This is a genomic window from Kitasatospora sp. cg17-2, assembly GCF_054031055.1.
The window spans coordinates 8,815,573-8,840,307 of sequence record NZ_CM132923.1; the positions used below are offsets into that span (position 1 = coordinate 8,815,573).

The 24,735-nt window shown below is 74.3% G+C and carries 20 protein-coding genes; 13 read left to right on the plus strand and 7 right to left on the minus strand.

Annotated features, from left to right (window positions below; all coding sequences use genetic code 11):
- Positions 1–22: 22 nt before the first annotated feature.
- On the minus strand, positions 23–2,212 hold the full coding sequence (gene helR, locus ACW14Y_RS37035) for an RNA polymerase recycling motor ATPase HelR (RefSeq protein ID WP_456984948.1): 2,190 nt from the start codon (positions 2,210–2,212) through the stop codon (positions 23–25).
- Positions 2,213–2,565: 353 nt separating this feature from the next.
- On the opposite strand from helR, the gene ACW14Y_RS37040 reads away from it, so the two are divergent.
- From ACW14Y_RS37040 to ACW14Y_RS37060, 5 genes are all read left to right on the plus strand, one after another.
- The gene (locus ACW14Y_RS37040; protein WP_380394729.1) at positions 2,566–3,783 is read left to right on the plus strand and encodes an ROK family transcriptional regulator; all 1,218 of its coding nucleotides are present in this window, start codon (positions 2,566–2,568) and stop codon (positions 3,781–3,783) included.
- A 154-nt stretch (positions 3,784–3,937) separates the two neighbouring features.
- Positions 3,938–5,005 (plus strand): right-handed parallel beta-helix repeat-containing protein, encoded by a 1,068-nt coding sequence (locus ACW14Y_RS37045; RefSeq protein WP_456984949.1) that lies wholly within the window; start codon positions 3,938–3,940, stop codon positions 5,003–5,005.
- Positions 5,006–5,171: 166 nt separating this feature from the next.
- On the plus strand, positions 5,172–5,759 hold the full coding sequence (locus tag ACW14Y_RS37050; protein ID WP_456984950.1) for a hypothetical protein: 588 nt from the start codon (positions 5,172–5,174) through the stop codon (positions 5,757–5,759).
- Positions 5,760–6,070: 311 nt separating this feature from the next.
- Positions 6,071–6,274 (plus strand): hypothetical protein, encoded by a 204-nt coding sequence (locus ACW14Y_RS37055; protein ID WP_380304581.1) that lies wholly within the window; start codon positions 6,071–6,073, stop codon positions 6,272–6,274.
- A gap of 157 nt (positions 6,275–6,431) precedes the next feature.
- Positions 6,432–7,274, plus strand: coding sequence for a protein kinase domain-containing protein (locus ACW14Y_RS37060; RefSeq protein ID WP_456984951.1), 843 nt, complete (start codon positions 6,432–6,434; stop codon positions 7,272–7,274).
- 31 nt (positions 7,275–7,305) lie between these two features.
- On the opposite strand, the gene ACW14Y_RS37065 is transcribed toward ACW14Y_RS37060, so the two are convergent.
- The gene (locus tag ACW14Y_RS37065; protein ID WP_456984952.1) at positions 7,306–7,950 is read right to left on the minus strand and encodes a transcriptional regulator; all 645 of its coding nucleotides are present in this window, start codon (positions 7,948–7,950) and stop codon (positions 7,306–7,308) included.
- Between the two features lie 53 nt (positions 7,951–8,003).
- Positions 8,004–8,807 carry an AraC family transcriptional regulator gene (locus ACW14Y_RS37070; protein ID WP_456984953.1) on the minus strand — a complete coding sequence of 268 codons (804 nt, stop codon included), beginning with the start codon at positions 8,805–8,807 and terminating at the stop codon, positions 8,004–8,006.
- Between the two features lie 73 nt (positions 8,808–8,880).
- On the opposite strand from ACW14Y_RS37070, the gene ACW14Y_RS37075 reads away from it, so the two are divergent.
- Positions 8,881–10,263: an MFS transporter gene (locus tag ACW14Y_RS37075; RefSeq protein ID WP_456984954.1), complete on the plus strand. Its 1,383-nt coding sequence runs from the start codon at positions 8,881–8,883 to the stop codon at positions 10,261–10,263.
- Here ACW14Y_RS37075 and ACW14Y_RS37080 read toward each other — a convergent pair.
- Both ACW14Y_RS37080 and ACW14Y_RS37085 read right to left on the minus strand, forming a co-directional pair.
- Entirely contained in the window at positions 10,163–10,969 is an 807-nt protein-coding gene (locus ACW14Y_RS37080; protein WP_456984955.1) for a response regulator, read from the minus strand. The two genes, ACW14Y_RS37075 and ACW14Y_RS37080, sit on opposite strands and share 101 nt — an antisense overlap.
- Positions 10,966–12,258 (minus strand): sensor histidine kinase, encoded by a 1,293-nt coding sequence (locus tag ACW14Y_RS37085; RefSeq protein ID WP_456984956.1) that lies wholly within the window; start codon positions 12,256–12,258, stop codon positions 10,966–10,968. The genes ACW14Y_RS37080 and ACW14Y_RS37085 overlap by 4 nt, the downstream gene beginning before the upstream one ends.
- A gap of 135 nt (positions 12,259–12,393) precedes the next feature.
- Between ACW14Y_RS37085 and ACW14Y_RS37090 the strand changes: the two genes are divergently transcribed.
- Together ACW14Y_RS37090 and ACW14Y_RS37095 are read left to right on the plus strand one after the other, a co-directional pair.
- Positions 12,394–13,323 (plus strand): ABC transporter ATP-binding protein, encoded by a 930-nt coding sequence (locus tag ACW14Y_RS37090; protein ID WP_456984957.1) that lies wholly within the window; start codon positions 12,394–12,396, stop codon positions 13,321–13,323.
- Positions 13,320–14,189 (plus strand): ABC transporter permease, encoded by an 870-nt coding sequence (locus tag ACW14Y_RS37095; RefSeq protein ID WP_456984958.1) that lies wholly within the window; start codon positions 13,320–13,322, stop codon positions 14,187–14,189. The genes ACW14Y_RS37090 and ACW14Y_RS37095 overlap by 4 nt, the downstream gene beginning before the upstream one ends.
- Before the next feature lie 110 nt (positions 14,190–14,299).
- Here ACW14Y_RS37095 and ACW14Y_RS37100 read toward each other — a convergent pair whose 3' ends face one another.
- Positions 14,300–15,340 carry a tellurite resistance/C4-dicarboxylate transporter family protein gene (locus ACW14Y_RS37100; protein ID WP_456984959.1) on the minus strand — a complete coding sequence of 347 codons (1,041 nt, stop codon included), beginning with the start codon at positions 15,338–15,340 and terminating at the stop codon, positions 14,300–14,302.
- A gap of 324 nt (positions 15,341–15,664) precedes the next feature.
- On the opposite strand from ACW14Y_RS37100, the gene ACW14Y_RS37105 reads away from it, so the two are divergent.
- From ACW14Y_RS37105 to narI, 4 genes are read left to right on the plus strand one after another with little or no spacing between them, the layout of a single operon-like run.
- Positions 15,665–19,321 carry a nitrate reductase subunit alpha gene (locus ACW14Y_RS37105; RefSeq protein ID WP_456988357.1) on the plus strand — a complete coding sequence of 1,219 codons (3,657 nt, stop codon included), beginning with the start codon at positions 15,665–15,667 and terminating at the stop codon, positions 19,319–19,321.
- Positions 19,321–20,949 (plus strand): nitrate reductase subunit beta, encoded by a 1,629-nt coding sequence (gene narH / locus ACW14Y_RS37110; protein ID WP_380442412.1) that lies wholly within the window; start codon positions 19,321–19,323, stop codon positions 20,947–20,949. Before ACW14Y_RS37105 ends, narH begins: the two co-directional genes overlap by 1 nt.
- The gene (narJ, locus tag ACW14Y_RS37115) at positions 20,946–21,605 is read left to right on the plus strand and encodes a nitrate reductase molybdenum cofactor assembly chaperone (RefSeq protein ID WP_456984960.1); all 660 of its coding nucleotides are present in this window, start codon (positions 20,946–20,948) and stop codon (positions 21,603–21,605) included. Before narH ends, narJ begins: the two co-directional genes overlap by 4 nt.
- Before the next feature lie 35 nt (positions 21,606–21,640).
- Positions 21,641–22,366 carry a respiratory nitrate reductase subunit gamma gene (gene narI, locus ACW14Y_RS37120; RefSeq protein WP_380304605.1) on the plus strand — a complete coding sequence of 242 codons (726 nt, stop codon included), beginning with the start codon at positions 21,641–21,643 and terminating at the stop codon, positions 22,364–22,366.
- Positions 22,367–22,471: 105 nt separating this feature from the next.
- Here the strand turns inward: narI and ACW14Y_RS37125 are convergent, their stop codons facing one another.
- The gene (locus ACW14Y_RS37125; protein ID WP_456984961.1) at positions 22,472–23,398 is read right to left on the minus strand and encodes a CAP domain-containing protein; all 927 of its coding nucleotides are present in this window, start codon (positions 23,396–23,398) and stop codon (positions 22,472–22,474) included.
- A gap of 229 nt (positions 23,399–23,627) precedes the next feature.
- Here ACW14Y_RS37125 and ACW14Y_RS37130 point away from each other — a divergent pair, with 229 nt between their 5' ends.
- Complete coding sequence (locus tag ACW14Y_RS37130) at positions 23,628–24,716, plus strand: RICIN domain-containing protein (protein ID WP_380304609.1); 1,089 nt, start codon at positions 23,628–23,630, stop codon at positions 24,714–24,716.
- The last annotated feature ends 19 nt before the right edge of the window (positions 24,717–24,735 follow it).

Genomic DNA, 24,735 nt, shown 5'->3' on the forward strand with positions numbered 1-24,735 from the left:
CGCCGCCGGGGACGCGCACCGGTCAGGCCCCGGTGAGCACGACCAGCTGCCGGGTCGCCCGGGTCATCGCGACATAGCGGTCCACGGCGCCGCCGACGCCCTCGCCGAAGCCCGCCGGGTCGACCAGCACGACCAGGTCGAACTCCAGCCCCTTCGCCAGCCGCGGCGTGAGCGCCCGGATCCGGCCGCTCGCCCGGAACTCCTCGCGGCAGGTCGCGCCGAACTCCGCCGCGAAGGCCGCGTCGCCGATGACGCAGGCCGTGCCCTCGGCGTGCGCCGCCAGCCAGTCGGCCAGCATGCCGTCCAGATCGGTGAGCGGGCCGTGGGTGACCGGCACCCCGCTGCGGCGCACCGAGGTGGGGACGTTGGCGTCCGGCAGGGCGGCCCGGATCACCGGCTCGGCCTCCGCCATGACCTCCTCCGGCGTGCGGTAGTTGACGCTCAGCGAGGCCACCTGGGCGCGGTCGATACCGATCCGGGCCAGCCGCTCCTGCCAGGACTCGGTGAAGCCCTCCCGGGCCTGGGCCCGGTCGCCGACGATGGTGAAGCTCCGGGACGGGCAGCGCGACAGCAGCATCTGCCACTCGGCGTCGGTCAGTTCCTGCGCCTCGTCGACCACGATGTGCGCGAACGGCCCGGCCAGCCGGTCCGGGTCGACGGCGGGCAGCGAGCTGCCGTCGACCAGGGTGTCCTTGAGGTCCTGGCCGCGCAGCATGGCGACGGCCCCCTCGCCGTCGTGGTCCGAGTCGAGGATCGAGGTGATGACATCGGCCATCCGGTCGCGCTCGGCGGCCAGGGCGACCTGCTCCCGGCGCTTGCGGCGGGCGTCCGCCGGGTCGCCGAGCCGCTGCCGGGCCGCGTCCAGGATCGGCAGGTCCGACACCGTCCACGCCTGCGGCTCGGCGCGCTGCAGCAGGCGGACCTCCTCGGGGGCGAGCCAGGGGGCGCACAGCCGCAGGTAGGCGGGCACCGTCCACAGGTCGCCGACCACGTCGGCGGCCTCCAGCAGCGGCCAGGCCCGGTTCAGGGTCGCGACCAGCTCCCGGTCCCGTCGCAGCGAGCGCTGGAACAGCTCGACCGGGATGTCCTCGCCGCCCTTCAGCTTGGTCAGCAGGATCTCCGCGAGCTCCGCCCACACCTCCTCGCGCGCCTCGTTGTGCGGGGTGCCCGGGTCGGCGGCCGAGAAGGCCTCGGCCCAGTCGTCGGGGTCCAGCCGGACGTCCTCCCAGTCGGTCGTGACCGTCATGCCCTCGGTGGGCGGCTCCTCGTAGATCCGCACGGCCTGGTCCACCGCCCGCACCATGCCCGCCGAGGACTTCAGCCGGGCCACCTCCGGGTCGGGCTCGGCCGCCGCGCCCGCGCCCTCGGCGACCAGGTCCCGCACGGTGCAGGTCCGCACCCCCTCCTCGCCGAGGCTGGGCAGCACATCGGCGACGTAGTCCAGGTAGGGCTGGTGCGGGCCGACGAACAGCAGGCCGCCGCGGCGGTGCCCGAGGCGCGGGTCGGAGTAGAGCAGGTAGGCGGAGCGGTGCAGGGCGACCACGGTCTTGCCCGTGCCGGGACCGCCGTCGACGACCAGCGCGCCGCGCGAGCCGGCCCGGACGATGGCGTCCTGGTCGGCCTGGATGGTGGCCAGCACGTCCCGCATCTTCGACGAACGGCTGCTGCCCAGCGTGGCGATGAACGCCGACTGGTCGTCCAGCGCGGCGTGCCCGTCGAGGCCCTCGGCGGCGAACACCTCGTCCCAGTAGTCGGTGATCCGACCCCTGGTCCAGCGGTAGCGGCGGCGGCTGGCCAGGCCCATCGGGCCGGCGTGGGTCGCGGCGAAGAACGGTTCGGCGGCGGGCGAGCGCCAGTCGATCAGCAGCCGGCGGCCCTCGGGGTCGGTCAGGCCGAGGCGCCCGATGTACACCGGCTCGGCGCCGTCCGCCGGGACGATCCGCCCCAGGCACAGGTCCAGCCCGAAGCGGCGCAGGGCGCGCAGCCGGCCGGTCAGCCGGTGGACCTCCAGGTCCCGGTCCATCGAGGCCCGGCCGGCGCCGCCGGGAGCGCGGAGGGCGGCGTCGAGGCCGTCGGAGGCCTCGGCGATCGTCCGCTCGAGGCTCTCCGCGACGGCCGCGAAGTGCCGCTCGTCCGGGCCGACCAGGGCCGGGTCCGCCTTGGCGGAGAGACGGTCGGGAAGGTCGAACACGCTGGTGGCGGGGGTGGTCATGGCAGCGGTTCCGATCCGTTGTACCGACTGGGGCTGATGCACTGAGCAAAACTCCAAGGGGGGTTCGTTCCGGGCACAGACCGTTGATTGTGCGGCAGGACGGGGGCCTTGCGGCAAGGCCCCCCTTGCGGTATAGGTTATTAGTGGCAAGAGGAGTGTGACGACCGACCGCTCCCGCCGCGCTTCCTCCCCCCTTCCGTCCCTCCCGGGGCGTCCCGTCCTCCCGATCGCCGCGTCCCGGCGGTGCCGGTCCCGGGCGGGAACCCCGCCGGTGGGCGGTGTGACAACGGGTCATACTGGCTGGTGCCCAGGGCGTGTCGTGCCCGGGAGAAGCAACCGGACCGGAGGACTTGATGAGCCGCGACCTGCCGACCACCGTTCCGCCGGGCCCCACGCCGGCGCAGCCGTGGAACCGGCAGCGGCTGCGCAGCAACAACGAGTGGCTGCTGCTCGAACGGCTGCGCCTCGGCGGCCCGTCCTCGCGCGCCCAACTCGCCCGTGACACCGGGCTGTCCAAGCCCACCGTCTCCGCCGCGCTGGCGGCCCTGGAACAGGCCGGGCTGGCCCGCGAGGCCGGGCGCTTCGTCCCCGAGCGCGGGCGGACCGCCGTGCTGTACGAGCCCGACCCGCTCGCCGGGCACGTGCTCGGCGTCGACATCGGCCGGGCCCGGCTGCGGGTCGCCGTCGCGGACCTCGCCGGGGACATCGTGGCCCGCCGCGACATCCCGAACAAGGGGCGGACGGCGAACGCGGTGGCCGACGCCGTGGTGGCCGCGGCCCGGGAGACCACCGCCGAGGCCGGGGTCGCGGCGGCCGACATCGTGCACGCCGTGATCGGCACCCCGGGCGTCTGGGACGAGGAGCGGCGCGGCGTCCGGTACGCCACCAGCCTGCCGGGCTGGGGCAGACCCGGGCTGTTCGACCGGATCGCGGCCGGGCTGGAGACCACGATCACCGTCGGCAACGACGCCAACCTGGCCGCGCTCGGCGAGTACACCCTCGGCGCCGGGCGGGGGAGCGGCAGCCGCATGTTCGTCTACCTGGTGGCCGGGACGGGCCTCGGCGTCGGTGTGGTCAGGGACGGCGAGCCGCTGCTCGGCGCCCACGGCGCGCTCGGCGAGGTGGGCATGGTCCCGCTCCCGCCGCACCCCGACGGCACCCCGGGCGGCACCGTCGAGCAGGTCGCCGCCGCGGAGGCGGTCGTCCGGACGGCGCTGGACCTCGGGATGACGGGCCCGTTGACGGCCAAGCGGGTCTTCGACGAGGCCCGCGCCGGCGACCCGCTCGCCGCCGCCGCCGTGCATCGCGCGGCCGGGCAGCTCGCCTACGCGCTCGCCGTGGTGTCGGCCGTCCTCGACCCGGACCTGATCGTGCTGGGCGGCGGCATAGGCGGCAGCGCGGACCTCCTGCTCGAACCCCTCGGCCAGGCCCTGCACCGCCTCACGCCGATGCGGCCCACCCTCGCCGCCAGCAGCCTCGGTGAGGAGGCGGTGCTGCTCGGGGCCGTCGCCACGGCGCTCGACCTCGCCCGCCCCGAGGTCTTCGAACGCCGCTCGTCGCCGACGGACTGAGGTGCTGCCGGGGTGGGGTCGGCCGTCCGTCCCGGCCGTCCCGGCCAGCCGACCAGCCGGACGGCTGGGGCGCAGGCGTGGCGGCGGGCGGACCGGGGAAGAAAGTAAGGGACCTTAACTTGATCGACTCCGTCACCGTCGCCCCGGAGGTCCCGTGTCCCCGAATCCCGCCGTCCTGGCCGCCGCCACCGCCGCGGCCCTGCTGCTCGCTGCCGCCGCCCCCGCAGCCGCGGCCGTCCGGCCCGTCGCGCAGACCGTGGACGTGTCCACCGCCGCCCAGTTGCGGGCCGCGCTGGCGGCGGCCGCGCCCGGGCAGACGATCAGGCTCGCACCCGGCGAGTACCACGGCTCGTTCGTCGCCCAGCGGGCCGGGACGGCCGCCCAGCCGGTGACGCTCACCGGGCCGCGCACCGCCGTCCTCGTGAACGACGGCCCGTCGGGCTCCGCCCCCTCCTGCCCCGTCCCGACCGCCGGCTGGGACTCCGGCTACGGCCTGTGGCTGTACGGCGCGCCCTACTGGAACCTCACCGGATTCACCGTGAAGGACTCCAAGAAGGGCGTCGTGCTGGACAGTTCGCCGCACGTGGTGGCCGACGGGCTGTACGTGCACCATGTCGAGGACGAGGGTGTGCACTTCCGCCGCTCCTCCGCCGACGGGGTGCTGCGCAACTCGGTCGTCGAGTACACCGGGCAGGCCCAGCCCGGATACGGCGAGGGCGTCTACTTGGGCTCGGCGAACTCCAACTGGGGCTGCCACGGCAACACCGGCGGCGCCGACCGTTCGGACCGCGTCCTGGTCGAGAACAACCGGATCGGCCCGTACGTCGCCGCCGAGGGCATCGACGTGAAGGAGGGCACCTCGGGCGGCACGATCCGGGGCAACACCTTCGACGGGCGGGGCATCAGCGGGGAGAACTCCGCCGATTCCTGGGTGGACGTCAAGGGCAGCGGCTACCTGATCGAGGGCAACCGCGGCACCTTCGCCGCGCCCGGCACCTTCGCGAACGGTTACGAGACGCACAATCCGGTCACCTCCCCGTCCTTCCCGAACGGCTGCGGGAACACCTGGCGCGGCAACACCTCGGACCTCGGCGGCGCCGGCGCCTACGCGATCCGGATCACCTCGGTCTCGGCCTGCGGGGGGCGGCCCAACGTGGTGTACGCGTCCAACACCGTCACCGGTGCGACGGCAGGACTGACCAATATCGCCGTGACGCAGTAGCGGCAGTAGCGGCAGTGGGCGGTGCGTGATCGTACTGGCGAGTCCGGACACTCTCCGTGATGGCTGGATCTCGATCTGCTTACAAGTGCTTGAACGATGGACAGATGGTGTGAACGGTCTGGTTGACTCACGATCCTCTTTCAAGTGGAACGGAGCGTTCACGTCCATGCCTTCACGGATGCGCGGCGGTCGTCGCGGCCTGGCCGCTGTCGCCGGACTCGTCTTCACGGTCGGTCTCGCCCTCACGGGCTGTGACCCGACGGCGGCCGACACCGCCACCGTCGCGGTCACCACCCCGGCGGCCCCGACCACCCCGGTCGCGGTCACCACCCCGCCCCCGGCCGCCCCGGCCGTCACCACCCCCGCGGCCGCACCGGTCCAGACGCCGCCCCCGGCGCCCGCGCCGACCGCCGTCGTGCCCGAGCCGACCAAGCCGGCGGCCGAGCCCGCCCCGGTCGCCCCGGTCGCCCCGGTCGTGCCGAGCACCGCCCCGACCAAGGCCGCCCAGCCGACCCCCACCAAGGCCGCACCCCAGCCCAAGGCGACCACCGCCCAGCCGCCCACCGACCCCACGCCGGCCGAGACCAAGCCCGCGGCCGCCGCCGGTGACTGCGAGATCAAGTCCAACGCGGGCAACTGCTACAAGGCCGGCCAGTTCTGCCGCGACGCCGACCTCGGCAGGACCACCCACGAGGCCGGCGGCCGCGTGATCACCTGCCGCATGGTCAGCGGCAAGCCCCACTGGCAGGCCTGACCGCGCCGGTCAGCACGTCGAGGCCCGGCCCGGTGATCCCACCGGGCCGGGCCTCGCCGCCGTCCGCCCCCGGACAGCGTTGCTCCTTCATTGCTGAACGCTCCGGGCGCGCAGGCCGGGAGGCGGCGAGTGCGAACCGCTGCGTCGAGATGCTCGGAAGCTCCACGGAGGTTGTCCACCGCGCGGTGCTGCTGAAGCGCGCCGTTCGCCAGGCGTTGCCGCACCAGGCCGTGGTGCGGTCCGAACCGCCGGACGGCGCGAATCTCAGGGGCTGCCGCCGTATCACTTCACCCGGGGCTACCCTGCGAACCATGGCAGAGACCAACCCCAAGAAGAGTCCCACTCCCGCAGTGGCCGGAGCTGTGGCCGGAGCCGCAGTCCTGGCCGCAGCTGCGGCCTCGGTGATGTTCAAACACCGGGCTGAGCCAGTAGAAGCCGACTTCGAAGGCGAAGGTGGCCCGGACACGCCGGAGGGCGAAGCTCAAGTCTCGCTCTCCGAGGAGGACTTCGCCTGACCGGACGCCTCGCGGAGGGTTCGCTCCTCCGGGTGGCGGGCGAGCCCTGCCCGAGACATGAAGGCCCGCTCCGAAAGGCGGGCCCGTGCAGTGGAGGTCGAGTCGGTCCGTCGCACGTCTTCGAGCGCGTTCCTTGTGAGTGGAAGGCAGTGGCAGCATGGGCGAGTTCCCTCCCGAGGCCGCAGCGGCGTTGAAAGCCGCGGAGGCGCTCTGCGGGCCGCTGGCGCTGGAGGGGATCAGCGACCGGCGGGGCTCGGCGGTGTGGAAGGCCAGGGGTCCGCAAGGTGCGGTGGGCATCAAGCTCGGCACCGGCGAGGCCGCCGAGGTCACCGCCCGCGAAGCCGCTGTCCTGGAGCAACTCCCCGAGTACGCCGTCACGGTCGGTCGCGTCGACGACGGCGTCTGGTACGTCACCCCGTGGCTGGCCGGGCCGTCCACCTGGGACGTGTTCCGGCCGGTGCGCAAGGGTGCCGGTGGGCGCGGCGAAGCCCTGGCCGCTGCGGTCGGGTTGTGCCGCGCGGTGGCCGACCTGCACGGGGCCGGGTGGGTGCACGGGGACCTCCAGCCCCAGCACGGGATCCACACCGAGGACGGTGTACGGCTGCTGGACTTCGCCTGGTCGCGGCAGGTCGGCAGCACGCCGTGGCGGCGGTTCGACGGCACGATGATCCACCTCACCGCCCCCGAGCTGGCCGCCCGGATCATCGACGGCCCGCAGCCCGTCTGCACAACGCAGAGCGCCGACGTCCACGCACTCGCCGGCACGCTGTGGACCTGCGTCACCGGGAGGTGGCCGCTGGACTACGAAGCTGTCGGAATCGGGAGGGGTGCGTCGGTGGAGGCGATGCGAGCGGCCATCGCCGAACGCGCGGTCCCGATGTCGACCTCGACGCCCTGGCCGGCCCTTCAGGCCCGCCTTCGGCATGTTCTGTTGGCGGATTCCGAGGACCGGCCGACCGCCGCCGAGCTGACGGAATTCGTGGAAGCGGTCGACGGGTGATCGGGCTGCGGCACCAGCAGGGCTGGTCGTCTCAGGGGAGATCGGCGAGGGTGCTCCAGAACGACCCCTCATAGGCCTGGAGCAGGCGGCCGTACTCGCGGGCGGCGTCAAGATCCGGGTCGGTGAGGCCTGCCGGGCCGATGGCCTCGGTGGCTGCCTGCTCCAGGGCGGTCGGGGGCTGGGCGAAGAAGTCGAAGAAGGCGCAGGCCTCCTCGTCGAAGCCGTGGAAGCGGCGCAGCGCCCCGGCCAGTGCGGCGCAATAGCCGCCCCAGGCCGTGAAGTTGGCCACCAGGGCGGCTGCGACGGCGGGTGGGTGGCCGTTCAGGGCGAGCCAGGCGAGGTAGGAGGGGTAGGCCTGGCAGCCGGGGAGGGGAGTGTCGGTGGTGCCGGTCGGGCCGCAGGCGGTGGCGAGGGCGGGCAGGGTGCGCAGGGCCGCGCTCTCGCCGTCGGCGAGGCCGGCGAACCAGGCGCCCAGGGGCCCGTCCGCGCAGCGGGTGGCGAGCAGGAGGAGGCTGCGGCGGTCGGAGGTGATGATCCGTTGCTGCTGGGCGGCGAGGACGGCCAGGGTGCCGAGCCGTCCGCGTCCGGTGACGAACTCCGTCACCAGGGTGGGCGGTTCTTCGCCGGTGGGGGTCAACTCGGAGCGAAGGTCTTGCAGTTGCTGGCTGGTGGGCATGTGCCATTAGTACCGGTTCGGCTGCGTGCGGTCCCGGGGCGCGCCGAGCGCGGTCAGGTGGAGCGCCGGGGGACGTTCTCGGGCGCCTCGGCGAACCAGCTGCTCGGGGGGACGCCCAGGGTGCGGTGGAACATGGCGGTGAAGGCGCTGGGGGTGGCGTAGCCGAGCGCGGTGGCGACGGTGGTGACCGGGGTGTCGGCGGCGAGCAGGGTGACGGCGTGGATCAGGCGGGCCTGCTGGATCCAGTGGGTCAGGGTCATGCCGGTGGCGGCGGGGAACCGGCGTTGGAGGCTGCGCGGGCTGAGATGGGCGTGGGCGGCGGCCGTCGTGGTGGTCCAGCGCTCGCCCGGGGCGGCGCGGACCGCCGCGCACAGGCCCTCCAGGGCGGGATCGGTCGGCATCGGGAGGTGCAGGGCGGGGACGGGTTGTGGCGCGAGTTCGAGGAGCAGCAGGTCGACGAGGCGGCCGTCGCGGCCGTCGGTCCGGTAGTCGAGCGGGATCCGGGTGGCGGCGTCGATGAGTTCGCGCAGCAGTGGCGGCACCGCGACGACCGTCGGGGCGACGGGCAGGCCGGGGGCGGCGCCGGGTTCGAGGTACAAGGTCCGCATCTGGACCGGCCCGGTGCAGGTCATCGCGTGCACGACGCCGGCCGGGACCCAGACGCCCCGGGTGGCCGGCACCACCCACGTCCCCCGGTCGGTGACGACGGTGATCGCCCCGCTGGTGCCGTAGATCAGCTGGGCCCGGCGGTGGTGGTGCGGGGGGATGTGGTGGCCGTCGGGCAGGTCGCGGGCCATCGCGGCCAGCGGGCGCGGCACGTGCTGGTAGTCGTCGCGGTTCTCGCTCTTGCCATGCATGTGGCGCACTCTCGACAGTGGACGGCGGATCGACGAAAGCCTGCCACAGGTGGCGCTCCGTAGCGTCTCTTCCGTGATCGAGAACGACCGTGAGGTCCGTGGGCCGCGACGGGTCACCGCGCTGCTCGCCGCGACCAGCGCCCTGACCGCCGCCAACATCTACCTCGGCCAACCGCTGCTCGGCAGCGCCGCCGCCGCACTGCACGTCCCGCCCGCGACGCTCGGCGCCGTGCCCACCGCCACCCAGATCGGGTACGCCGCGGGCATCGCGCTCATCGTGCCGCTCGGGGACAGTCGGGACCGGCGCCGACTGGTCCTCGGCCTGTGCGCGGCCTCGGCCGGTGCCCTGGCCGCCTGTGCACTCGCGCCGACGGCGGGACTGCTGGTGGTCGCGGCCTTCGTCCTGGGTGTGCTCTCGCCGGTCCCGCAGCTGGTGGCGCCGCTGGCCGTCGCGCTGGCGGGCGACCGCAGCCCCGCGCGGACCGTCGGCACCGTCCAGGCCGGTCTGCTGGTCGGGGTGCTGGCCTCCCGGACGTACGCCGGGGCGCTCGCCGAACTGGCTGGCTGGCGCGCCGTGTTCGGGTGCTCGTGCGCGTCGACCCTGCTGCTGGCGCTGGTCCTGCGGCGGGCCCTGCCCACGGTCCCGGCCGCCCGGGCGGTGCCCTACCGCGAGCTGCTGGCCTCGGTGCCGCGGCTGTTCGCGACCCACCCGGCGGTGCGTCGGACCACCGTCTCCGGGGCTCTGGTCGGCGTCTCCTTCGGCGCCTTCTGGACCGCCCTGACGTTCCTCCTCGAACAGCGCTACCACTACGGCCCCACCGTCGTCGGCTTGTTCGGCCTGGTCGCCGTGGCCGGGGCCCTCGCCTCCACCGCCGCCGGGCGGCAGGCGGAGCGCTTCGGCCGCCGCCGCGCCGTGCTCGCCTCGATCGCGGTCACCGCCGCGGCCTGGGCCGTGCTGCTGCCGGGCGGGAGCGGGATCCTCTGGCTGACGGTCGGGGTGGTCGTCCTCGATGTCGGGACCTGGGGCAACCAGGTCGTCTGTCAGGGCGCCCTGTTCACCCTCGACCCGTCGCTCCACAGCCGCCTGAACACGTGCTGGTTCACGCTCCGGTTCCTGGGCATCGCGCTGGGCTCCCTGGGGGGATCGTTCGCCTGGGCGCACGGCGGCTGGCCGGTGGTGGCCGCGGTCGGGGCGGCGGCGAGCCTGGCGGCGCTGCTCGTCGCGGGCCTGCCGGAACGGGCGGCTCGGACGGGCCGGGCGGCCCGGACGGAGCGGACGGAGCGGACGGAGGGGCTTGAACGGGCGGACGGGAACGGAGCCTGCGCGGCCCCCGGCGTGGGGATTCGACCCGCTGTCACCGCCGGTCCGGCGAGGGACCGGCGGTCAGCGGCACCAGGCCGGACTCGTAGGCGAGGATCACGAGTTGGACGCGGTCGCGGGCGGCGAGCTTGGTGAGCAGGCGGGTGATGTAGGTCTTCACTGTGGCGGGGCTGAGGACGAGTTCGGTGGCGATCTCGGGATTGGCGAGGCCCCGGCCGACGAGGGTGAGGATCTCGCGTTCCCGCTCGGTGATGGCGGCGAGGCGGTCGGCCGCCGAGGGCGAGGGCGAGGGCGAGGACGAGGGCGAGGGCGACGGTGCGGGCACGGACGCCGGTACGGCGGCCGGGGCCGGGACCGGGCGGGCGGTGAACTCGGCGATGAGGCGGCGGGTGACGCTCGGCGAGAGCAGGGCCTCGCCGGCGGCGACCACCCGGATCGCGTCGAGGATGTCGTCCAGGGCCATGTCCTTGACGAGGAAGCCGGAGGCGCCCGCGTGCAGGGCGGCGTAGACGTTCTCGTCCTCGTCGAAGGTGGTGAGGACGACGACGCGGGCCGCGGAGGGACCGGCGGTGACCCGGCGGGTGGCCTCGATGCCGTCGAGCACGGGCATCCGGATGTCCATCACCACGACGTCCGGGCGCAGTTCCTCGGCGAGCCGGACGGCCTCGGCGCCGTTCCCGGCCTCGCCGACCACCTCCAGGTCCTCGGCCTCGGTGATGACCATCTCCAGGGCGGCCCGGACGAGGGGCTGGTCGTCGGCCAGGAGGACGCGGACGGACGGGACGGCGGGGACGGACGGGACGGCGGGGACGCCGGGGGCGGCGGGCGGTGCGGGTGTCATCGGGCGGACCCCTTCAGCGGCAGGCGGGCGGTGACCCGGAAGCCACCGTCGGGGCGGGGCGCGGCGGTGAAGTCGCCGTGCAGCAGGGCGACCCGCTCCCGGAGGCCCACCAGCCCGTAGCCGGCGGGGGCGGTGCCCCGGCCCCGGCCCCGGTCGCTGATGTCGAGGGCGAGTTCGGCGGGACTCCGGTGGTCGACGGTGACCCGGCAGGAGGGGGTGCCGGCGTGGCGGACCACATTGGCCAGCGACTCCTGGACGATCCGGAAGGCCGCCAGGTCGACCTCGGGCGGCAGCCGGTGCCGTTCGCCCTGCCAGCGGAGGTCGACCCGCACCCCGGCGGCGGTGGTCGCGGCGGCCAGCCGGTCGAGGTCGGCCAGACCGGGCGGGCCCTGGGCCGGGACGGACGAGCCGCCGCTACCGGGGTTGCCGGGGCCGCCGAGGTTGCCAGGGCCGTCGGGGTCGTCGGCGTCGTCGGCCCGGCGGAGCGCGCCGAGCATCCGGCGCAGCCCGGCCAGGGTCTCCCGGCCGGCGGTCTCGATCTCGGCGAGGGCCTCGCGGGCCCGCTCCGGCCGGGAATCGAGGACCCGGCGGGCCGCGCCCGCCTGGAGGGCGACGATGCCGATGCTGTGCGCCACGGTGTCGTGCATCTCGCGGGCGATCCGCAGCCGTTCGGCGGTGACCGCCTGCGCCGCCGCCCGGGCGCTCAACGCCTCGGCGTGCGCCCGGGACTGGTGGACCGAACGGCCCACCAGCCAGGCGATGACGGCGATCAGCACGCCCGCGTCATTGGCGCCGATCCGGGTGCCGGTGAGCAGCAGGCCCCCGCCGAGCGCGGGCGCGAGCAGCAGATGCAGTGTCAGCGCGCCCAGCACCATGGCCAGGGCCGCGCGCGAGGTCCGGCGCGGTTCGGCGGCGGTGACCAGGCAGAGGGCGGTGACCAGCGCGAGCAGCGCGGTGGGCGGCAGCTGGAGCTCCCAGCGCCAGGCCTTGGTCTGCGCCGCGGTGGCGGCGAGCAGCAGCGCGACGGCCGTGCGGGGCCGACGGCGCAGCAGGGCGGCGGCGAGCAGGGCGACCGGGGTGGTGAACGCCGCCGTCAGCCAGTCCTGGTGGACGGTCGGCAGGTGGTTCGGGTCGGTCGCCCCGACGGCGGTCCCTCGGGACGGACGGCCGCCGTCCGCGGCGGCGGGCCAGAGCAGTGAGAGGCACCACGCGAGCGCGGTCCACGCACCGGGCGGTACCCGCCGGAGCCGGGGCGGGAGGGTCGGCGGGGGCGCGAGCGTCTCGGACATGTGGTGATCGTACGAGGCGGGGGCGGGGCGCGGCATCGGACCGGGGCTTTACGACCAGGGGTGACACCGGGCGGCGCCCAGGTGTCCTCCCCGGTCGGATGTGCCGGTGGGCGGCCCGGCGGCAGTGTGGAGCACATGATCGAAGTCCACCGACTGACGAAGCGTTACGGCCGCACCACCGCCGTCGACGAGCTCACCTTCACCGTCCGCCCGGGTCTGGTCACCGGGTTCCTCGGCCCGAACGGCGCTGGCAAGAGCACCACCCTGCGCATGGTCCTCGGCCTGGACGCGCCGACCGCCGGCACCGCCACCGTGGGCGGGCGCCCGTTCCGGGAGCTGACGCGCGGCCTGCGGCACGTCGGCGCGCTGCTCGACGCCGGCCACGTGCACGGCGGCCGCAGCGGCCGGGCCCATCTGCGGGCGCTCGCCCGGAGCAACGCGGTGCCGGGCGCACGGGTGGAGGAGGTGCTGGCGGAGGTCGGGCTCGCCGGGGCGGCCGGGCGGCGGATCGGCGGGTACTCGCTCGGGATGAAGCAGCGGCTGGGCATCGCGGCCGCGCTGCTGGGGGACCCGCCGGTGCTGCTGTTCGACGAGCCGCTGAACGGGCTGGACCCCGAGGGCGTGCGCTGGGTGCGCGAACTCTTCCGGAGGCTGGCCGCCGAGGGCCGGACGGTCTTCGTCTCCAGTCATCTGATGAGCGAGATGGAGCACACCGCGGACCGCCTGGTCGTCATCGGCCGGGGCCGGCTGATCGCGGACGAGAGCGTCGCGGACTTCGCCGCCCGCGGCGCCGGGAAGGGCGCGGCCGCGCCGGGCGTCACCGTCCGGACCGCCGGGCCCGGGCCGCTGGCGGACGCCCTGCGCGCGGCCGGTGGCGAGGTGCGGCCGGGCGACGACGCCGGGACGCTCCTGGTGACCGGCCTGGACCCGGCCCGGATCGGCGCGCTCGCCCTCGACCACCGCGTCCCGCTGCTCGAACTGACCGCCCGTACGGCCTCCCTGGAGGAGGCGTTCATGGCCCTCACCGCCGACCACGCCGACCACTCCGCCGGAGGACCGCGATGACCACCACCGTTCCGAACACCGCCCTTCGCGCCGTCGACGCCGTCGACGCCGTCGCGCCCGACCCCCGGCCCCGCTTCCGGGACCTGTACGCCGCCGAGTGGATCAGGTTCTGGTCCCTGCGCTCGATGCCCTGGGTGTTGGGGACCGGGCTGCTGGTCCTCGTCGCCGTCAACCTCAACGCCGCGCGCCACACCTACCTGAACACCGAGCCCGGCGGCCCGCCGCCCGGGTCCGGGAGGGTCGGCCAGGCGCTGAACGTCTCGTTCACCATGGCGGCGGTGGACCTCCTGATGCTCCTCGCGGTCGGGGTCGGCGCCGCGGTGGTCGTCGCCGAGTACAGCAGCGGCATGATCCGCACCACCTTCTCCGCCGTCCCGGACCGCCGGGCGGTCCTGCTGGCCAAGGCCGGGGTGCTGGCGACGGCGATGCTCGGCCTCGGCACGCTCGCCGCGGGGGCCTCCTTCTGGGCGGCGCAGGCCCTGCTCGACCGCCGCCACGCGGGGGTGTCGATCACCGAGCCGGGCGCGCTGCGCGTCGTCGCGGCCGCCGCGCTGCTGGCGCCGGTCTGCGCGCTGGCCGGCTTCGGCCTGGGGGTGCTGATCCGGCACGCGGCGGCGACCGTGGTCGCCGGTGTCCTGGTGCTCTTCCTGCTGCCCGCCTCGTTCAACGAGAACCACGCCTGGTCGGCGGCGATCGTGCACGCCCTGCCGCTCACCGCCTGGCGGCGGCTGTCCTGGGTCGACCTGACGAACGTGCTGCTCCCGCCGCACCCGGCGACGGTGGCGGGCTCGTGGCTCGCCTACGCGGGGTGGGCGGTGGGGTCCGTGCTGCTCGCGGTGACGGTCGTCCGGCGGCGGGACGTCTGAGCGGGGACGGTCGTCCGGCGCCGGGACGTCCGAGCGGGGCCGGCCGGCTGGGCGGGCACGGGCCGCGGCGGTCGGTGCGGCCGCGGCGCTCGGCGGGTGCGCTCGGGGCGTCAGTCGTCCGGGACGCGGACGGGCGCGGGGGCGGGCCGCCCGCGCCGCAGTGCGCGCAGCGCGCCGACCGCGACCACCAGCCACACCGCCGCCGCGACCCAGAGCAGCGCCCGGCCGAGCGTGTCCAGCCACCCCACGCGGGCGGCGGCGGAGGTCGACAGCGAGGCCACCGAGGTCATGCCCAGCGGGAAGACCGTCGACCAGCGGCGCAGGTCGTAGCGGAAGCGGGGGTGCGTCAGCTCGGCGACGGCCAGCACGGCGTACCAGAGCAGCGCGAGACCCAGCAGGACCAGGGTGACCACCCGCAGCGCCGTGTGCGCGCCGCCGCTCCAGACGCCGGAGGCGAGCAGCTTGGACCCGGCCAGGGCCGAGATCGCCAGGGCGCCGCCGGCCACCCAGTGGTCACCGGCGCCCTCGGTCACCTGGCGGAGGTCGAAGCGGAACAGCGCGTCCAGGTAGAGCAGCAGCCCCAGGACGAACAGTGCCAGGGCCGCCCGGGCGAGCCAGTCGGCGGTGTGCGGGGCGAGGGTGGCGGCCAGTACGGCCAGACCCTGGGTGGCGACGCAGATCAGGAAGGCCCCGCCGGGCAGCCGGCGCCCGAGGTGGCGCAGCACCGAGGTCAGCAGCACCGGCCAGGCCGCGGCGGCCAGGGCGAGCAGCACCTCCGCGACCGTGGTCCGGCCGAGCTGGTCGAGCCGGACGCCCAGCACGGTGGTCGCGGCGACGGCGGTGAGCGCGGGCGGGGTCTGCGCCCGGGCGGTCCAGCCGCGCCGGTCGCCGACGAGCAGCGCGGCGAAGGCGGCGGCGAGCAGCAGCCAGAGCAGCGCGGCGATCCAGAGGGCGGCGGCCGACAGCGCGTCGAAGCCGGTGAGGTGGAAGCCGATCGAGACGATGCCGCTCGCCATCACCGCCGCGCCGGTCGCCGGGGGGACCGCCGCCGGGTCCGGTCCCCGGCGGTGGTGCGCGGCCCCGCCGCTTCCGGTCGTGGCGGTGCCCGTCGTCCCGCTGTGCGCCGAACTCCTCGCCGTTCCGTCGTCCATGACTCCATGGCACCGTCCGCGCCGCCGTCCTGCCAGCCGGGTCGCCGGACCGGGCCGCCGGCGCGCGTCCGGTCACCCGGGGGGACGCCTCCCGGGTGCGGCGCCGGGACCGCGCGGTTTCGATGGGCACACGCGGGTTTCGACGGGCTGCTCCGGGCTTCGGCCGGCACCGAGGCCGGCCCGGAACGGGAGGGGTGCCACGTGCGGGAGCCGAGCAGCGGTGCCAGTGGTACGAGCGGCAGCGGCGGTACCAGCGGTACCAGCGGTACCGGAAGCACCGGAAGGACCGGCCGCCCGGCGCCGGGCGAGCCGGGGGCCGCGTTCCTGAAGGCGGGCCGGTTCTTCCGCCCGGGAACGCCCGCGCCGGACCTGCACAGCGTCCGGCTCACCGGCGGGCGGGAGGCCGACGTCTTCTACCGGGACCGCTGGAGCCACGACAAGGTCGTGTACTCCACCCACGGCGTCAACTGCACCGGCTCCTGCCGCTGGAAGGTCTTCGTCAAGGACGACATCATCACCTGGGAGACCCAGGCCACCGACTACCCGTCCGTCGGCCCCGACCGCCCCGAGTACGAGCCGCGCGGCTGCCCGCGCGGCGCCGCCTTCTCCTGGTACACCTACTCGCCCACCCGGGTCCGCTACCCCTATGTGCGCGGGGTGCTGCTGGAGCTGTACCGGGAGGCGCTCGCCCGGCTGGGGGACCCGGTCCTCGCCTGGGCCGACGTCCAGGACGATCCGGAGCGCCGCCGCTCCTACCAGCGGGCCCGGGGCAAGGGCGGCCTGGTGCGGACGAGTTGGGACGAGGCGGTGGAGATCGTCGCCGCCGCGCACGTGCACACCGTGAAGCGGTACGGGCCGGACCGGATCGCCGGATTCTCGCCGATCCCGGCGATGTCGATGGTCTCGCACGCGGCCGGCGCCCGCTTCCACTCGCTGATCGGCGCGCCGATGCTCTCCTTCTACGACTGGTACGCGGACCTGCCGGTCGCCTCCCCGCAGGTGTTCGGCGACCAGACCGACGTCCCCGAGTCGGGCGACTGGTGGGACGCCGCCTATCTGATGATGTGGGGCTCCAACGTGCCGGTGACCCGGACGCCGGACGCGCACTGGATGGCCGAGGCCCGCTACCGGGGCCAGAAGGTGGTGGCGGTCTCCCCGGACTACGCCGACAACACCAAGTTCGCCGACGAGTGGATCCACCCCCACCCCGGCACCGACGGCGCGCTGGCCCTCGCGATGGGCCATGTGATCCTGCGGGAGTTCTTCGTCGACCGGACGACGCCCTTCTTCGACGACTACGTCCGCCGCTTCACCGACCTGCCGTTCCTGGTCACCCTCACCGAACGGGACGGCGGCTACGTCCCCGCCAAGTTCCTGCGCGCGAGCGACCTCGGCGACGAGGGCGAGGGCGCCGACTGGAAGCTCGCCGTGCTCGACGAGGCGACCGGCCGCCCGGCCGTGCCGAACGGCTCGCTCGGCTTCCGCTGGACCGCCTCCGGCGAGGGCCGCTGGAACCTCGACCTCCAGGACGTGCGCCCGCGGCTGACCCTGTACGGGGACGCGGCGGCCACCCCGGTCGAGCTGCTGCTGCCGCGCTTCGACACCGACGGCGGCGAGCACGGCCAGGGCCTCGGCGGGATCGTCCGCCGCGGGGTGCCGGCCCTGCGGCTCGACGGCGGCGCGCTGGTCACCACCGTCCACGACCTGCTGCTGGCCCAGTACGGCGTGGGCCGCCCCGGCCTGCCGGGCCGCTGGCCGGACTCCTACCAGGACGCGGACACCCCCGGCACCCCCGCCTGGCAGGAACGGCTCACCTCGGTGCCGGCCGCCCAGGCGGTCCGGGTGGCCAGGGAGTTCGCCCGCACCGCCGAGGAGTCCGGCGGCCGCTGCATGATCCTGATGGGCGCCGGGACCAACCACTGGTTCCACTCCGAGACCATCTACCGGGCCTTCCTCGCCCTGCTCACCCTGACCGGCTGCCAGGGCCGCAACGGCGGCGGCTGGGCGCACTACGTCGGCCAGGAGAAGTGCCGCCCGCTCACCGGCTGGGCCACCCTCGCCGGGGCCACCGACTGGTCGCGGCCGCCCCGGCAGATGATCGGCACCGGCTGGTTCTTCCTGCACACCGACCAGTGGCGCTACGACACCTACCCGGCCGACGTGCTCGCCTCCCCGCTCGGCACCGGCCGCTTCCGCGGCCTGGCCACTGTCGACCTGCTGGCCCGCTCGGCCAGGGTCGGCTGGATGCCCTCCTACCCCACCTTCGACCGCAACCCGCTCGACCTGGCCGACGAGGCCCGCGCCCTCGGCCGCGACCCCGGCGAGCACGTCACCGCCGAACTGCGCTCCGGGCGGCTGGGGTTCGCCTGCGAGGACCCGGACGACCCCGCCAACTGGCCCCGGGTGATGACCCTCTGGCGGGCCAACCTGCTCGGCTCCTCCGCCAAGGGCGCCGAGTACTTCAGCAAGCACCTGCTGGGCACCCACTCCTCGCTGCGCGCCCGCGAGGCCGGACCGGAGCAGCGCCCGCGCGACGTCCGCTGGCACCAGGAGGCGCCCGAGGGCAAGCTCGACCTGCTGCTCTCGCTGGACTTCCGGATGACCTCCTCCACCCTGCTGTCCGACGTCGTCCTGCCCGCCGCCACCTGGTACGAGAAGCACGACCTGTCCTCCACCGACATGCACCCCTTCGTGCACTCCTTCGCCCCGGCCGTCGACCCGCCCTGGCAGGCCCGCACCGACTTCGACGCCTTCCACGCGATCGCCGGGCGGTTCTCCGAACTCGCCGCCGAGCACCTCGGGGTGCGGCACGACCTGGTCGCCACCCCGCTCCAGCACGACACCCCCGGCGAGACGGCGCAGCCCGGCGGCACCGACCCGGACTGGCGCGACGGCGGCTGCGAGCCCGTCCCCGGCGTCACCCTGCCGAACCTGACGGTCGTCGAACGCGACTACACCGCGGTGGCGGCGAAGATGGCCGCGCTCGGCCCGCTGGTCGAGCGGCTCGGCCTGCCCGCCAAGGGCGTGGTGCTGCGGCCCGACGAGGAGGTCGAGCAGCTCAAGGCCCGCAACGGGGTCGCCCGCGGCGGCCCGGCCGACGGCCGTCCGCTGCTGGACACCGCCGTCAAGGCCGCGGACACCGTGCTCGCGCTCTCCGGCACCACCAACGGGCGGCTCGCCACCCAGGGCTTCCGGGACCTGGAACGGCGCACCGGACGGGAGTTGGCACACCTCGCGGCCGACCACGAGGGCCGCCGGGTCACCTACGCCGACACCCAGGCCGCCCCCGCCCCGGTGATCACCTCACCGGAGTGGTCCGGCAGCGAGTCCGGCGGGCGCCGCTACAGCCCCTTCACCGTCAACACCGAGCACCTCAAGCCCTGGCACACGCTCAGCGGCCGCCAGCACTTCTTCGTCGACCACGACTGGATGCACGAACTCGGCGAGGCCCTGCCGGTCTACCGGCCGCCGCTCGACCTGCGCCGGCTCTTCGGCGAACCGGCCCTCGGTGCGGACGGACGACGGGAAGTGACGGTCCGTTACCTCACTCCGCACAACAAGTGGTCCATCCACTCCGAGTACCAGGACAACCTGTTCATGCTGGCGCTCTCCCGCGGCGGGCAGGTGATCTGGATGTCCGTCGAGGACGCCGCCGCCATCGGCGTCGCCGACAACGACTGGATCGAGGCCGTCAACCGCAACGGCGTCGTCGTCGCCCGCGCCGTCGTCTCGCACCGGATGCCGCCCGGCACGGTCTACATGCACCACGCCCAGGAGCGCACCGTCAACGTCCCCCGGGCCGAGACCGGCGGCCGGCGCGGCGGCATCCACAACTCGCTGACCAGGGTGCTGCTCAAGCCCACCCACCTGATCGGCGGCTACGCCCAGCTCTCCTGGGCGTTCAACTACCTCGGCCCGACCGGGAACCAGCGCGACGAGGTGACGGTGGTCCGCCGACGGAGCCAGGAGGTGCGGTACTGATGCGCGTGATGGCCCAGCTCGCCATGGTGATGAACCTCGACAAGTGCATCGGCTGCCACACCTGTTCCGTCACCTGCAAACAGACCTGGACGAACCGCCGGGGCACCGAGTACGTGTGGTTCAACAACGTCGAGACCCGCCCCGGGCTCGGCTACCCGCGCCGCTACGAGGACCAGGAGAAGTGGCGCGGCGGCTGGCGGCTGGACCGCCACGGGCGGCTGAAGCTCCGCCAGGGCGGCCGGCTCTACAAGCTCGCCACCATCTTCGCCAACCCGGTGCTGCCCACCCTCCAGGACTACTACGAGCCCTGGACGTACGACTACCGCGCCCTCACCGACGCCCCGCTCGGCGAGGACTACCCCGTCGCCCGGCCGCACTCGCTGATCACCGGCCGGCCGATGGCCGTCGAATGGTCCCCCAACTGGGACGACGACCTCGGCGGCGCCCCCGAGCACGGACCCGCCGACCCCAATGTGGAGCGGATGCGCGAGGAGGTCGGGAAGCGGATCCGGTTCGAGTACGAGCAGAGCTTCATGTTCTACCTGCCCCGGATCTGTGAGCACTGCCTCAACCCCGCCTGCGTCGCCGCCTGCCCGTCCGGCGCGATCTACAAGCGGGCGGAGGACGGCATCGTCCTGGTCGACCAGGACGGCTGCCGGGGCTGGCGCCAGTGCGTCACCGGCTGCCCCTACAAGAAGATCTACTTCAACCACCGCACCGGCAAGGCCGAGAAGTGCACCTTCTGCTACCCGCGCACCGAGGTCGGTCTGCCCACCGTCTGCGCCGAGACCTGCGTCGGGCGGCTGCGCTACCTCGGCGTGGTGCTCTACGACGCCGACCGGGTTACCGCCGCCGCCTCCGTCGAGGACGAACACCAGCTCTACGAAGCCCAGTTGGGCGTCTTCCTGGACCCCGCCGACCCCGAGGTGCGGCGGGCCGCCGAACGCGACGGCGTCCCGCACGACTGGATCGAGGCCGCCCGCCGTTCGCCCGTGCACGCGCTCATCAGCACCTACCGGGTCGCGCTGCCGCTCCACCCCGAGTACCGCACCCTGCCGATGGTCTGGTACATCCCGCCGCTCTCCCCGGTCGTCGAGGAGGTCGCCGCCAGCGGCCACGACGGCGAGGACGCCGGCAACCTCTTCGGCGCGATCGACGCCCTGCGGATCCCGGTCGAGTACCTCGCCCAACTCTTCACCGCCGGGGACCCGGTACCGGTGCGGGCCGCCCTCGACCGGCTGGCCGCGATGCGTTCCCACATGCGCTCCGTCAACCTCGGCCGGACCCCCGACAGCGCTGCCGCCGAGGCGGTCGGACTCGACGCCCGGCAGGTCGAGGACCTCTTCCGGCTGCTCGCGATCGCCAAGTACGAGGACCGGTACGTCATCCCGACCGCCGCCCGCGCCGACGCCGAACGGCTGGAGGAGGCCGCCGTGCCCACCGGCTGCGGCCTCGACCACACCGATGCGACGAACGCCGACGGGGTCACCGGGGCCGCCGGGGCGGACGGGCCGTTCGGCGAGGGCTCGGGGCGCCGGTCGCTGCCGCTGATCACGGTCGAGAGCTTCCACGCGCTGCGCCGGCGCCAGACCGGCGACCGGCAGGACCCGCCGGAGGCGGACCGGTGACCGGCGGCGCGCGGGGGAGCGGAGCGGGGGCCACCGAAGAGCTGGCGCTGGTGCGCCGGGTCGCCGCCGAATGCCTCTGCTACCCCGACCGGCCCGAACCGCTGCCGGCGGAGCCGGCCGCGCTGCTCGGCCCGGTCCGGCACGCCGCCGCCGTACCGCTGCGGTCCTTCCTCGACCGGGCCGCCGACCTCCCGCCCGGCGAACTCGCCCGCCACTACGTCGAGGTGTTCGACTTCCGGCAGCGGCACAGCCTCCACCTGAGCTGGTGGACCGACGGCGACACCCGACGGCGGGGCGAGGCGCTGCTGCGCTTCAAGGCCGCCTACCGGGCCCACGCCCTGGAGTTCACCGGCGAGGACCTGCCCGACTTCCTGCCCGCCGTACTGGAGTTCACCGCCGTCACCGGCGACGACACCCTGCTGCGCGAGCACCGGCCCGCACTGGAACTGCTGCGGCTCGCCCTCACCGAGCACGGCACGCCGTACGCGGACGTGCTCGCCGCCGTCTGCGCCACCCTGCCGGGGCCTTCGCCGAAGGACCGGGCCGCCGCCCTGGCACTCGCCCGCAGCGGGCCGCCCCGGGAACAGGTCGGCCTGGACACGCTCACGCCGTACGGGCACCTCGGGCTGCTGCCGGTGCTGACCGAACCGTCCTGACCACGCCACTCGACCAGCCGACCGGAGACCCGCCGATGGACACCTTCCTCTGGGGCGCGCTGCCGTACATCGCGCTCGCGCTGCTCGTCTCCGGCCTCGTCTGGCGGTACCGCTACGACAAGTTCGGCTGGACCACCCGCTCCTCCGAGCTCTACGAGTCCCGGCTGCTGAACATCGCCTCGCCGGTGTTCCACTACGGCATCCTGTTCGTCCTGGTCGGCCACCTGATGGGCCTGTTCGTGCCCGCCTCCTGGACCGACGCGGTCGGCCTGGACGAGCACGCCTACCACCTGCTCTCGCTGTTCGGCGGCTGCGCGGCCGGCCTGCTCGCCGTCGCCGGGATCCTGGCCCTGCTCTACCGCCGCCGCAGCAACCCGGCCGTGCTGCGCGCCACCACCCGCAACGACAAGCTGATGTACGTGGTGCTGCTCGCGGCGATCGTGCTCGGCCTGGTCGCCAAGCTGATGCACTCCTCGATCGACTCCGGCTACGACTACCGGACCACCATCGCCCCCTGGGTCCGCAGCCTGTTCACCCTGAGCCCGGACGTGTACCGGATGGCGGACGTGCCGGTCGCGTTCAAGGCGCACGCGGTGGTCGGCCTGCTGCTGTTCGCGCTGCTGCCCTTCACCCGGCTGGTGCACATGTTCAGCGCGCCCGTGCAGTACCTCTTCCGCCCGTACATCGTCTACCGCTCCCGCGACCCGAAGCAGCCCGTCGGCGCCCCGCCCCGGCGCGGTTGGGAGGGGATCGAGGACTGACGGCCGCCCGGTTGTCGGTGGTCCGTGCCAGGATCCGTTCCGAGCCACCCGAGTACGGAACGGAGCCGCACCACCGTGAGCACCACCCGGAGCACGGGTCAGGTGTCAGCGGGTGGCGAAGTCGGCGTTCCAGGAGGCGGTGCCCACGCGGGAGAGGCCGACCTCGGTGTAGTCGCCGACCATGATCCCGAGGTGCAGGGGGGACCTGACCCAGCCGTCGAAGGCGGCGTCGACGGTGGTGGGGCCGTAGAAGGCGATCTCGCCCCAGTTCCGCACGCTGTACCCGAGGCTCCTGGCGATGGCGTCCGAGGCGCAGAAGTGGCCCGAGACGCGGCGCTGGTCCATCTGGCCCGCGTTGCACTGGGCGGCCTGGGCGAGTGTCGGGTTCGAGCGGACCGGCGCCTTGCCGTACTGGGCGCGCAGTTCGTTGAGGCGCTGGAGGAAGCGCTGCTCGGGCGCGGGCGTCGTCGGCGGCTGCTCGGTGCCGGACACCAGGTCGAACCGCTGGGACATGCTGCCGTCGCAGGACTCGACGGTGACCTCGCGGTCCTGGCCGTGGTAGGTCAGACAGCGGTTGTCCCGGGCGTTGTGCAGATAGGTGCCGCCCTCCGCGGCGTTCTCCAGGGTCCACTGCTGGTTGTCGCCCGCCCACCAGTGGATGAACTGGGTGGTCCGGCCGTCGTTGAGGTCCATCTCGACCACGCGCTCGGTGCCGTTGACGTCGCGGCTGAGGGCGACCCGGCCGTTGGACCGGTCGGTGAGCCGGAAGCCGGTGGAGCCGTCCCGGTAGGTGCGGGCGACGATCCGGGAGCCCTCGCCGTCCGCGCTGGCCAGGGCGTTGTGGTTCTGGCGGTCCTGGATCGTGATCAGCTGGTCGGTGGCGGCGGATACGGCCGGTGCGGATACGGCCGGTGCGGCGTTCGCCGGCACGGCGGACAGCGCGAGGCCGCCCACCGACAGCGCGCAGGCGGCGAGCACCGCCCCCGCCGAACGGGCGCGGACACGGGCGGTGCGGGTGAAGGTGGTGCTCACGGGGTTCTCCTCCGGCTCGACGGCCCCGCCCCCGGTTGCGGGGCGGGCGTCGAGCAGCACACCAGCGGCGCGTCCACAGGACGTCGGTGATCCGTGGACGCCGGAGGCGGGGGCGGTGTACCGCTCGTGTACGGCGTGTCTACGCGGGCGGGCCAGAGTCGTCCCCGTTCCGCTCGACCCGGCCGGCCGGATGCCGTCCGGGCAGCGACTCACGGAGAGACAGACACACATGCTTCGCAAGTTCCTCGGAACGGCGCTCGCCGCCGTGACCGCGACCGCCGGTATCGCTCTCGTCGCGCCGACCCAGGCCTCCGCCGACATCAGCATGGGCGTCGAATGCCGGCAGTACGTCGGCGGGATCAGCACCCCGGTCGTCCGGACCTCGCCCATCACGCCGAGGAGCTCGGCCGGGGGCATCGACCCGGGCGCGGTGATCGGCGGTGTCTTCGCGGGGGCCGACTTCGTGAAGTCGCTGATCGACGAGGCCCGGAAGAGCGCCGAACTCCGCGAGAACCAGGCCGGGTTCCTCGAAAGCCTCTCCAAGAAGCTGCAGTACCTCACCCGCGGTGAGTACAACATCAGCATCTTCCGGTCGGGCAAGGGCTTCCAGGAGAACATCCTGCAGAAGTCCAACTGCTTCGGCACCGTCCAGTACGAGGGCTCCGACGACAAGGCGCTCTACGACGTGTACGTCTTCGACTCCGACGGCCAGGTCTGGAGCAACGACGGCAACTACGGCTACCAGAACTGGCGGCACTACGGGCACACCCACTCCACCGGCACGGCGGGCAGCACCAGCGACAAGTACACCTACTGGTTCCCGACCACGTCGCAGAAGTCCGCGCACGAGGCGGCCGACGCCCGGGCCCGGGGCGAGAACGGTCGACCCGCCCACGGGAAGGTGACCTCGCTGGTCTCGGACAACGGCCTCGCGGTGGACCTCCAGAACGCCAACACGGGTGCCGGGACGTGGATCCAGGCCCAGTACCCGAACGGCAACCAGGCCCAGAAGTGGGCGCTGTGGGACGTGGGCAACGGCAACTGGCAGATCGAGACGGACTACCGCGGCGCCATGGTGCTCGACGTCATCCCCAACGACTGGAGGACCCACCTGGTGAAGGCGCACGGCGGCACCAACCAGCAGTGGCGGTTCGAGGAGTACGGCAACGGCTGGTACCGGATCCGGGCCGTCTACAACATGCAGAACGGCTACCCGAACGGCGGCTGCCTGACCGTCGACGGAGCCGGCAACCCCCTGCGTACCTGGAACTGCGACCGGGGCCTGGGCGGCGGCCAGCTCTGGAAGCTGGCGGGCTGACACCCTTCACCGCCCAGGG